The sequence below is a fragment of the Peredibacter starrii genome, assembly GCF_034259205.1.
In the GTDB taxonomy this organism is placed as follows: domain Bacteria; phylum Bdellovibrionota; class Bacteriovoracia; order Bacteriovoracales; family Bacteriovoracaceae; genus Peredibacter; species Peredibacter starrii.
The window spans coordinates 1658416-1668107 of record NZ_CP139487.1 but is presented as its reverse complement, the minus strand read 5'-3'; the positions used below and the strand labels follow the sequence as shown (position 1 = coordinate 1668107).

The 9692-nt window shown below is 42.0% G+C and carries 9 protein-coding genes; 7 read left to right on the top strand and 2 right to left on the bottom strand.

Annotation, left to right across the window (positions count from 1 at the left end; all coding sequences use genetic code 11):
• Positions 1-43: 43 nt before the first annotated feature.
• Complete coding sequence (locus SOO65_RS08455; RefSeq protein WP_321399322.1) at positions 44-463, top strand: response regulator; 420 nt, start codon at positions 44-46, stop codon at positions 461-463.
• Here the strand turns inward: SOO65_RS08455 and SOO65_RS08450 are convergent.
• Positions 435-2984 (bottom strand): ATP-binding protein, encoded by a 2550-nt coding sequence (locus SOO65_RS08450; RefSeq protein WP_321399321.1) that lies wholly within the window; start codon positions 2982-2984, stop codon positions 435-437. The genes SOO65_RS08455 and SOO65_RS08450 overlap by 29 nt on opposite strands.
• A 36-nt stretch (positions 2985-3020) precedes the next feature.
• Here SOO65_RS08450 and SOO65_RS08445 point away from each other — a divergent pair, with 36 nt between their 5' ends.
• The 6 genes from SOO65_RS08445 (at position 3021) to SOO65_RS08420 (ending at position 8241) form a co-directional block, all read left to right on the top strand.
• The gene (locus SOO65_RS08445) at positions 3021-4928 is read left to right on the top strand and encodes a hypothetical protein (protein WP_321399319.1); all 1908 of its coding nucleotides are present in this window, start codon (positions 3021-3023) and stop codon (positions 4926-4928) included.
• Positions 4925-5959: a hypothetical protein gene (locus SOO65_RS08440; protein WP_321399317.1), complete on the top strand. Its 1035-nt coding sequence runs from the start codon at positions 4925-4927 to the stop codon at positions 5957-5959. Before SOO65_RS08445 ends, SOO65_RS08440 begins: the two co-directional genes overlap by 4 nt.
• 64 nt (positions 5960-6023) lie before the next feature.
• Entirely contained in the window at positions 6024-6518 is a 495-nt protein-coding gene (locus tag SOO65_RS08435) for a LysM peptidoglycan-binding domain-containing protein (RefSeq protein ID WP_321399316.1), read from the top strand.
• Complete coding sequence (locus SOO65_RS08430; protein ID WP_321399314.1) at positions 6515-6904, top strand: hypothetical protein; 390 nt, start codon at positions 6515-6517, stop codon at positions 6902-6904. Before SOO65_RS08435 ends, SOO65_RS08430 begins: the two co-directional genes overlap by 4 nt.
• Positions 6905-6906: 2 nt before the next feature.
• Positions 6907-7323: a response regulator gene (locus SOO65_RS08425; RefSeq protein ID WP_321399312.1), complete on the top strand. Its 417-nt coding sequence runs from the start codon at positions 6907-6909 to the stop codon at positions 7321-7323.
• 129 nt (positions 7324-7452) lie between these two features.
• A complete protein-coding gene (locus SOO65_RS08420; protein WP_321399310.1) occupies positions 7453-8241 on the top strand; it encodes a hypothetical protein in 789 nt (262 codons plus the stop codon).
• A gap of 48 nt (positions 8242-8289) precedes the next feature.
• On the opposite strand, the gene SOO65_RS08415 is transcribed toward SOO65_RS08420, so the two are convergent.
• Entirely contained in the window at positions 8290-9558 is a 1269-nt protein-coding gene (locus SOO65_RS08415; RefSeq protein WP_321399308.1) for a glycosyltransferase family 2 protein, read from the bottom strand.
• Positions 9559-9692: the final 134 nt, after the last annotated feature.

Sequence of the window (9692 nt, the reverse complement as noted above, 5' to 3'; positions counted from 1 at the left end):
AAAATTTTCTAACTATCTTGAAAGACGAGCCGATAAGGAGGGCATGATTGATCCAAAAATTTTGAGCAAAAAAGTCTTAATCCTAGATGACATGAGTACCATTCGTGATGCTCTCATCGCCGCCCTCAAATCCCTCGGCTTTACGAACATCGCCCAGGCCGTTGATGGAAAACAGGGTTACGAGAAAGCCAACGAATGTGCGGGAAGTGCTCCTTTCGAGCTCGTCTTCTCCGACATCAACATGCCAAATTGTAACGGGATTGAATTTCTAAGACAGTTTCGAGGAATTGCGGCCTATAAGACAATTCCGGTGATTATGGTGACATCAGAAAATGAATTGCACACCATTCTTGAAGCAGTCGAGGCCGGCGCCAGCAGCTATGTGCTGAAGCCGTTCACCCCGAAAACGATTGAAGCAAAGATTGTGGAAGTCTTTAATAAGAAATCGGCAGGTCAAAAATAAATTTGGTTCCCTTGCCTACTTCTGATTCCAATTTAATCTGACCATTCATACGATCAACGATGTCTTTGATCGCGCTCATTCCTACACCACGGCCTGAGATAGTAGTGACCTGCTCGGCCGTAGAAAAGTCCTGATCAAAAATATGGTAGATGATGTCCTGGTCAGTTTCATCTGTGTAAGACTTGTCTGGATTGTTTTCTTGAAGTTTCTTACGAACTCTTGCTGGATCGATACCATTACCATCGTCCTCAACCACAAGTTTAAGACGCGATCCCTCACCTTCAACACCCACGTGAACCTGGATATTTCCTTCCATAGTTTTGTTGCGCTCTTCACGAACATGAGGCGCTTCAATTCCGTGGTCGGCACAGTTACGGAACAAGTGTACCAGAAGCGAAAAGAACTCACGGTATGAATCCGGATCAACACGGAGGTCACCATTATGAACAACCAATGGAGCGAACTCTTTACCAAGTTTAGGTCCAAGTGATTCAAGAAGCTTCTTATAAGGAACGAAGAACTCTTCAACCGGAACCTTCATGATCTTCTCATTGAAGACATGCTTAAGTTCACGGTTATCAGTTTGTTGAACAAGGTCATTGATATAAAGAAGGATGGCCTGATCAATTTCAACCGTATTCGAGTTAAAGCCAAGAGTATCAAATGTCTCTTGCTTGAAGCGATGATAGCTTTCTTTGAAGGCGTTTTTTTGATCAATAAGAAGTTGGTGATCAAGAACACCCTTTTTCTTCATATCAACCACGGTCTGTTCACACTTACGTGCCTCAGTCACGAGGGCATCCACTGCGTACATACCAAAACCACCGTTAAACGAGTGGTAAATTAACATCGCGTGATCATAACTCGGTTGAGGCGCCTCAATCACTTCATCCAGCGACTTCACATAACTATCAACTTCGCCAATGAACTCGATGAATTGTTTCTTGGTAGCAAGGATCTTGAAGATCATCTCTACATAACGCTCTTTCTTTCTGGTCTCTTCGATGGCGCGCATTTCGTCGGTTTTATCTGTTGCTACCACCACTACGTTTGAGATTTTTTCTTCTTCATCTCTCATCGGATGATAGTGAAGTTTTAACATTGAGTAATCATCACTCTCAATGCTTTCGCCATAAACTTTTTCATTCACACCCAGAGTCGCCGCCGATTCAAACGGAAGCTTCTCAGAGAACATGATGTTTGCCCATTTCTCAATACGTGCGTTTTGATCAGCAGGAACATCCAGCACTTCGTTATAAGTCAGACCAGCAGGTGACTTTCTAAATAGGTTTTCACAGGCCTTAGTATATACAGGAGAACATTTAAGGTCCGGACCGAATACGAATAGACCTTGGTCAAGGGAGTCGATCATCGCCTGAATGAAGTCGTTAGCAGACTTCAATTCACGCGTTCTCTCTTCTACTTTCTTCTCTAGGTTTTTAAAGTAGTCTTCAATTTTGATGTTTGCTTCTTTCAACTCATCAATGATGATTTCTTTTTCACCCAAGAGGTCTTTGATTTTCCCGCTCATGAAATTGAAACGACCACCCAGGACCGCAAGTTCATCATGGGTCCTTACTTCCACTTCATGGTCGAAGTTTCCTTCTGCCACGAAGTTTGCCCCTTCCATCAAGGCCTCAATTGGACCTGTCAGGCGTTTAGCGAACCATAGACCAAGAATAAGAGATACGCCCAAAAGAACGAGACCAAATGAAATGGTCTTCACACTCAAATCACCTACTACTGCGTAGGCCTTAGCAGTTGAGATATAACTGATAACGTAGATACCAAGCTTCGGAAGACTTGATACGGCCACCAGGTATTTACCTTCATTAATAGTCACTTCTTTTGAAGTAGAAGCACCACTGGCCTGAATTAATTCTTCATAAGGAAAGTCATTCAGGTTCTCTCCAGAAGTCCACAATGGCTTTCTGTTTTTATCAACCACGGTATAAGAGAATACTGAGTCGTTTGAAATCTGGGTCCAAACATTGTCCATATTAATAAGGAGGCCCAGATGTTTTTGATCGTCACGGTAGTTAAGCTCAAAAGTGTTCTTACTTGGGATCTTTTTAACTGAAACTCCCAGAACATTTGTTGGCTTCGCGTCTTCAATCCAATTGGAAACAAAGTCAAAGTAGCTTTCAGAGTTTCTAGGGAAAGTTGACTTCATTAACGTCTTGCGATTGGAATCGCCTGTGAAGCTAAAATAGAGGCCGTCTACGAGCTCCTGACGGTCCATTAACTCCTTAAGGTTCTGATTCTCATTTTGCGATAACATCGCCAATGATTCGGCCTGAAAGAGTGAGTTCGAGATGTTCTCATTGATGAGGTTTCTCACCTTCTCTGCGTTCGAGAGAACGTTCTCGAAAACGTAGGCCTTCTTATCGTTGATTAATAAGAGGTTGGTGAAGATAAGAATCCCTGCGATCGCCACCAGAAGCAAAGCCGACAGACCCAGTAGGGTTTTAGCTTTAAGACCAATGCCTTTCATTTTTGTTGCCTGCAAATTTTCGCCCATAGTTTCTAATCTCAATTTGATATAGAATATTAATTAATGATTAATACACATTATAATATCACTGATGAAGATCAACAGGGGAAATCTTTTTTCTCCTTCGATAGGTTTACTCTAGTTTTGGGTTCGTCACTCATCGTAGGTGGCGTAGTGCTGTTTAAGTACAACCCATTTCAAGTCCCTCCTCTAAGGCAACTTGAACCAGTCGCCAAAATTCAGGGTCTAGAGTTTGAATCGAAGAGAAAGATTCCCGGAACTCTTACCTGGATTGATACTATTAAAGGAGACACTCTCTTTAATGGTGATCAAATCCTGACTGATGAGAAGGCCTCTGCGACGGTGGAGTTTGAATCAGGTTCTAAACTCATCATCGGTCCGCAATCTCTCATTCGTATTGAAGTCTTAAATAATGAATATCAAATTCAACTTGTAAAAGGTCAACTTAAGGTTGAAGGTGATGCTCCAGCGAAGATCATTGATGTTGAAACTGGTAAGTCAGTTCAGGTGAAGTCTGGTGAGGAAATCGTAAGTTCGAAGACCGGCATCGTGGCCAAGTCTGAAATTCAAAACATTTTGAATGATCCGAAGCAAGGTTCGGTTATTGATCCTCATGTTACAAAAGAAATCGACTTCACATTAAAAAGAAACGATTCAGGTACTGCGACTCTTATCGATGCAAACGGTAATAGAGTTGCTTCACAAAGCTTTAATGGACCCATCACTATTAAAACGCCAAACCCTGGTCGCTACACTCTTGAACTTACGGGTTCAAGTGGTCAATCTTTAGGTCGAAGCAGCTTCCGAGTTTCTCCTTATAATAAACCTCAGCTTCAAAGTGTTGCTACAAACCGCACTTATGTTCGTGGTGAAGTTCTGCCTATCGCCTGGGCCGGTTCAGAAACTGCTGATTATCGTGTGATCCTTAAAACTCCGACTGGTGAACAATCAGTCATGGTTAAAGGTAATAAGTTCTCATTCCCACTGAATGACGAAGGTATCTATGGTGTTCAGGTCGCCTTGATTCAACGTGGACAAGAATATCCAAGCGACGAAATGAAACTCGACATCAAACTTGAAGAAGCACTTTCCATTCCCGCCGAGCAGTTGAAACAATCTGTGCCTGTGAAATCTCCTGCTGACTATGCCGTGAAGAACAAGCTTAATAACTCTCCGGTTGTATTTGAAGTAAGTCCTGAGCAAGACTTCTCTACTATTGTGAAGAAAGTTCCGGCCGAACAAGGTAAGAAGGCCATCGTGATGGAAAAGCCGGGCGTGTACTACGTGCGTGCCAAGAGTTCGGACAACCCTCCTCTTGTTTCTCCTCCCGCCAAAATGGTTGTGACAACTCCGGTCGCTCAAGTTTCTAAGAACTATGAGAAACGCCAGGAAATCTCAACTGAAGGTAAGCAGGCGACTCTTTCCTGGATCAAGCCTCAGGGTGTAAGAGAAGTAAAAGTTCAGGTCGCAAAAGACCCGAATTTCCAGAAACTAATTGTCGAAAAGAACACTCCGGCCAACGCTGAAATTTTTAATCTTCCGAATGTGGGTAACTACTTCTGGCGAGTTCTTCCTAAAGAAGATTCTGCTGAGTTCCTCACTCCATCTGCTTCAGTTCCACTTGAAGTAACACTTCCTAAGGTGACTTCGCCTGAAATTATCGCCCAACAGATCATTGAATATGAGGAAGTAAACGGTAAGCCTAATCACGTGATTAAGCTTGTTCCTTATAAAAATGCCAAGAACTACACTCTTGAAGTGTTTTCTGATGCTGCTTTAAAGAAACCTGTTTTCAAGCAAGCAGTGAAAGGCACGACAGTGAACTGGATCAGTAACCGCTCTGGTAAATACTACTATCGCGTGAAAGTTCAGGATGTTTGGGGTCAAGAATCAGAATATTCTCAAACGGGAGAGCTAATCTTCCCTATTTCTCCAATGGTGGATCTATGAAGCAGTTCTTGTTGTTAACGTTCGCGCTCTTGCTTTCGACCCTCGCTATCGGTCAGGAAGAACAAGCAAAAAAAATGTACAAGCTCAGGTACCTCGTTGAACAAAACGATACGCTGGCCAAAATCTACAAACGCTTTGTTTATCCTAACAGTATCATCACCAAACAGACTCCCATGACTCAAAGAACCTTCAAGGGAAATCCAGAAGTAAAAGACTGGAACAAACTTGAACCGGGGTCGATGATTGATCTTTATATTCAGTATGAATACCTGGATATGTCGAAGTACCAGGCGTACATCGATAGTATGAAAGCAAACCTAAAAAAGGCCGCATCTCAGAACGAAACAGAGAACTCTGGCCCGGGTTTCCTTCCTGAAGGTCTCAAAGCTTCTATCTTCTACATGGCCTCTTATGGTAAGTTCACTCAAAAAGATCCTGCCACTGCTGAAGTAGAGTTCTACCAAAACAGCCCGATCACGCTTGGTCTTTCAGGTTCATACTATCCAAAACAATCTCTATGGTCATTTCAGGCAAGTGCTTATGCTTCTTACCTACTCGCATCTGCCAACAACCTCGATGATAAAAACGTAAAAGTTGATCCTGAACTAGGTCTTACGTTTTATCCTGAATACCGTTTCGTAAAACAGAATTTTACTGGTTACTTCGGGATTGATTATGAGCGTTTCTCGACATTCAATATGGGTGGAATTCAGCAGGACCGTACGATCCTATTAGATTCAAACACTGTGCTTTACGGAACAGTAGGTTTCTCAAAGCTAATACATGTGTTCAAGACCCCGTTCTTCACGAAGCTTTCTTTCTCACACAGTATTATGTCTAAGAACGACCCTAACTCTAAAGGGATTGAGAACAAAGAGGACTATACGGGCTATAAGATTCTTTGGTATGTGAACAAAAAGTTTACTGAAAGGCTCTACCTTCACACACTCTTTAAATATCACGTGATGGACGGTCCTTCTGAGCTTAAGGCCCTGAGATTAGGTATCGGTTTCGGTTACATTCTTTTCTAATTCCTGAAAAATTCAACTTTTACGGGCCAGCTTCCGATAAGCCAAAAAAAGGCGGAGTTGGCCCATGAAATCTAAACTTTCACTTTTATTTTTAATGTCATTTTTCTGCTCGTGTGCGGTCTTTAAACCAGCACCTAAAGTCGTCAGTACGAATGTAGAAAACGATGGAACTCAAATCATTGAGCTTGAGAGCCCTATTCAAAAAGAGCTTGATAGACAGATCGCTCAGACCAGTGGAATGAGTGCTCATACAGTTTATGATAATGAGAAAAAAATCGAAGCGCTGAATGAGAACAAGAAGAGCAAGTTTCTTCAAACTCTTGCCGGTCCTTATAAGTTTCACACTGTGAAAAACAAAGAAAGCCTTGGTGCTATCGCCACAAAGATTTATGGTGATAAACGCATGTGGAAATACCTTAAAGGCTGGAACCAGGAAGTACTGGATAATGGTCTTTCAGTAGGTATGAAAATCAAATATCTTCCAAAAGAGCATAAATACTTTTCGAAATTTAAGTTTAATAACGATCAACCAACTCGTATGCCGGCATCAACAAAATGAAAATTGCATTCTTAGTAGACACTGCACCTGAACTGACTGAATCGATCAAGGAAAAAATCGAACGTTTTGACTATGCGTCGATCCCTACTCTTAACGCTGAAGAGATCGATCAAGCAGGAAAACAAATGGGCCAAGTCATGATCTGTTTTACAGACTCAAAGAAGGCCTATAGCTTCCTCAAGACTAATAAATGGCCATTCAAGACATTGAACGTCCTTTTCCTCAAGGGAAAGCCGATTATTTCTGACGATGCAGCAAAAAAAATTAGGGAAGTTAATCTTGATCTTGTGGTGCTTAAAGACGAAAATCAACTTAAAGAAGTTTTAACTCGATTTGAAAGTGCCAAAGATGACTTGGAAGATATCGAGTTTACATTTAAGGGATAGTAATGAAGGCTCTTTCGCCTGAAATAAGTAATCTACAATTTTTAATCGTCGATGACTTTCCTAGCATTCGTGTGATGCTATCTGCCTCATTGAAAAAACTTGGTGTGACTAAGATCATTCAGGCCCCAGGTGGGAATGAAGGATTCAAAATCATCCAGGAAAACTTCGCGAAGCCAAATCAAATTCAATTCGTGATCACAGACTTTAATATGCCTACTGGTAAGGGCATTGATCTTATCCGCCAAGTGCGTGATGTTGACGGCTTTGCCAAACTTCCAATTATGCTTCTCACTTCACAAGACGAACTAGAAGTAGTGCTGGAATGCGTTCAGGCCGGTGCCAATGACTACATGATCAAACCCTGGAAAGACGAAGAACTGGCCAAGAAAATCACTGATATTTGGACGCGAAACAAGTAGTCCCTCACCGCTTTAATATTTTCTGACTGCATCCTGAATCATTCTTAAGACTCTCCTTAAGTGGACAAAGAATTTTTACATTTTATTATGAGTTGTTTTTTTGTACTCAACCTTTTAGCGAGGAACAAAATGAACTCATTCTTAAAATCTACCCTGTCCATTGCGTCCCTTTGTCTTCTTGCCTCTTGTGGCAGTTCTGATTCCGGCCCATCCAACACGGAAGCGGGATTCACACAGAATGAAACCATTCAGGCCGACGGCTCTAACATTAACGGCGCCTACGTCGCAGAGATGTATCCTTTAAACTACAATCTTCATTTTAAACAAGTCGGTAAGGCCGCCTTAGTCAGAGACGGAGATTCTTTCAAAGCGATGGTGGGCCTAAAATACGGGCCAAAAAACGTTGAACACGCTCAGGCCGTTTATACCGGTCGACGCTGCCCTAATGTGAATGATGATTTGAATAAAGACGCTTATATCGATATGCGTGAGGCCATGATTGCCATTGGACAGATTTCGATTCCACTAGATGGAAGCCTGGACTCTCAAACTGGTGGTAGTGGTCAGTACCCAACCGGTGACGCCACCAAGGGAATGTACTACTATGAACAGTCAGCAAGCTTTGAGCGCATGTTTGCTGATCTTAAAGCACCAGACACAGACCCTACTGACAATATCATTAAGCTTGGAGAGAACGATGGTCTTACCTTTCCAGGTCGCGTAGTTTTAATTCAAGGGGTCCACAAAGATTTAAAACTTCCGGCAACAGTGATGGGACTTGAGGGTGACAGCAGCGTTCACGAATCACTTCCAATAGCATGTGGTATCCTCTGGAAAGTTCCTGAATTGCCTACAGACATTGCTCCAGGAACCGAAACCACAAACACTGTCCCAACTCGTACTCGCACACGTAATTAAAAAAAATGGCACTTCATAACTCATATCGAGTTATGAAGTGCTGATAGATTAGTTATTGAAAGAAACCAGAATATAGCGCGTGCCGGTCTTAACCGGATAGGCCTCATGATAGTGAGTGATACGTCCAGGGTGCATGATCAAATGCCCTTTTAGATTTCCAATACATTCAATGTTCTTGTGAATGAAGTTACATCCACCACCAGTATAGTCTTTACCATATGTATTCAATGCAATGTTCGTTGTATAAGCAGAAGCATCGTGGTGCGGATCTAGTTTCGTTTGTCCGTCCTCACTGTATTTCACCATGAAAGCGATATTGTAACCTTTGGTCTGATACTTATACAGATATGAAAGAACGGATTTAAAATAAGTGTTAACAACCTTATTGAGCCAGAAATCATGAAGACCAAGTTGTTTCATGTGAATATCTTGAGTCGGGTGATTTTCAACCGCCCCAATACGTTCATCAATTTGACCTTTTTTAGTATAGGCACCGGCCGACCATTCATTCTTCTTCTCGGCCATGGCAATCAAGTGGTCACAGAACTCTTCCGTGAAAATTGGAAATTGCCAGATATCTGGACCAAGAGATTTAAAGATACCGGTCTTGGCACTTGTGCCCTCTTTCTGGAAGGCCTGAAGGAAGGCCAGAAAATCTTTGTGAAGCGCGGTCTCTTCAGTAAATGGCGCAAGCGGAAGATAGTCTTTCGTGATGTTTGTTTCTTCGATGTATCCGAACAAGTCAGTGTTCACGATATACATCTTCTCGTTATTATCGCGAAGATTGTGACAAAGGTTCATGTCCGTGTCGTAGTCATGATATTCGCGCATCAAATCTGGATTACGCTTAAAGGCCTCGGCCTTGAAAAGAATATTGCCGGTCACATAAGGAACACTGAAGACACCTTTCTTTTCACGATTAACGATGTCCAGGTAATCGTCTGAACGCTCATACCAACCAGTGCTTGAAAGTTTTCCCCAGAAATTTGAAAAGACTGAAGAAGGTTTCACTAAAAGCCCTGATACGATATCTTTTTGCGCCTTCAGAAGCTCGTTCAATACCGAGCGGTTCTGTATGATATAGTCTGCATTGATGGTCCAGATATAATCGCCCGTACTTTCAATCTGAATGTGGTTATAGGCCTCTTTTTCAGAGGTTTTAATGTGCTTAAAGTTGTGAGTAATTTCCCGATCACTGTAGACAGTTATGTTCAAAAGCTCTTTTGGATAATCCAGGGTCTCAAGAAACTTCATACAACGGTCAGAGCGATTGTTGTAAATGAAAAAACAGATGTCTACTTTCGGATTTGTACCCATAAATACCCCAGTTAATTTTCTCTAATTTTAAAATATGGCCGAAAAAAAGAAATAGGCATTTTTCGTTCGGGTAAATCTTAAGAATGAAATCTGACTTAAGTCATAAAAAAAAGGCCCCGCTTAAAGCAGGGCCA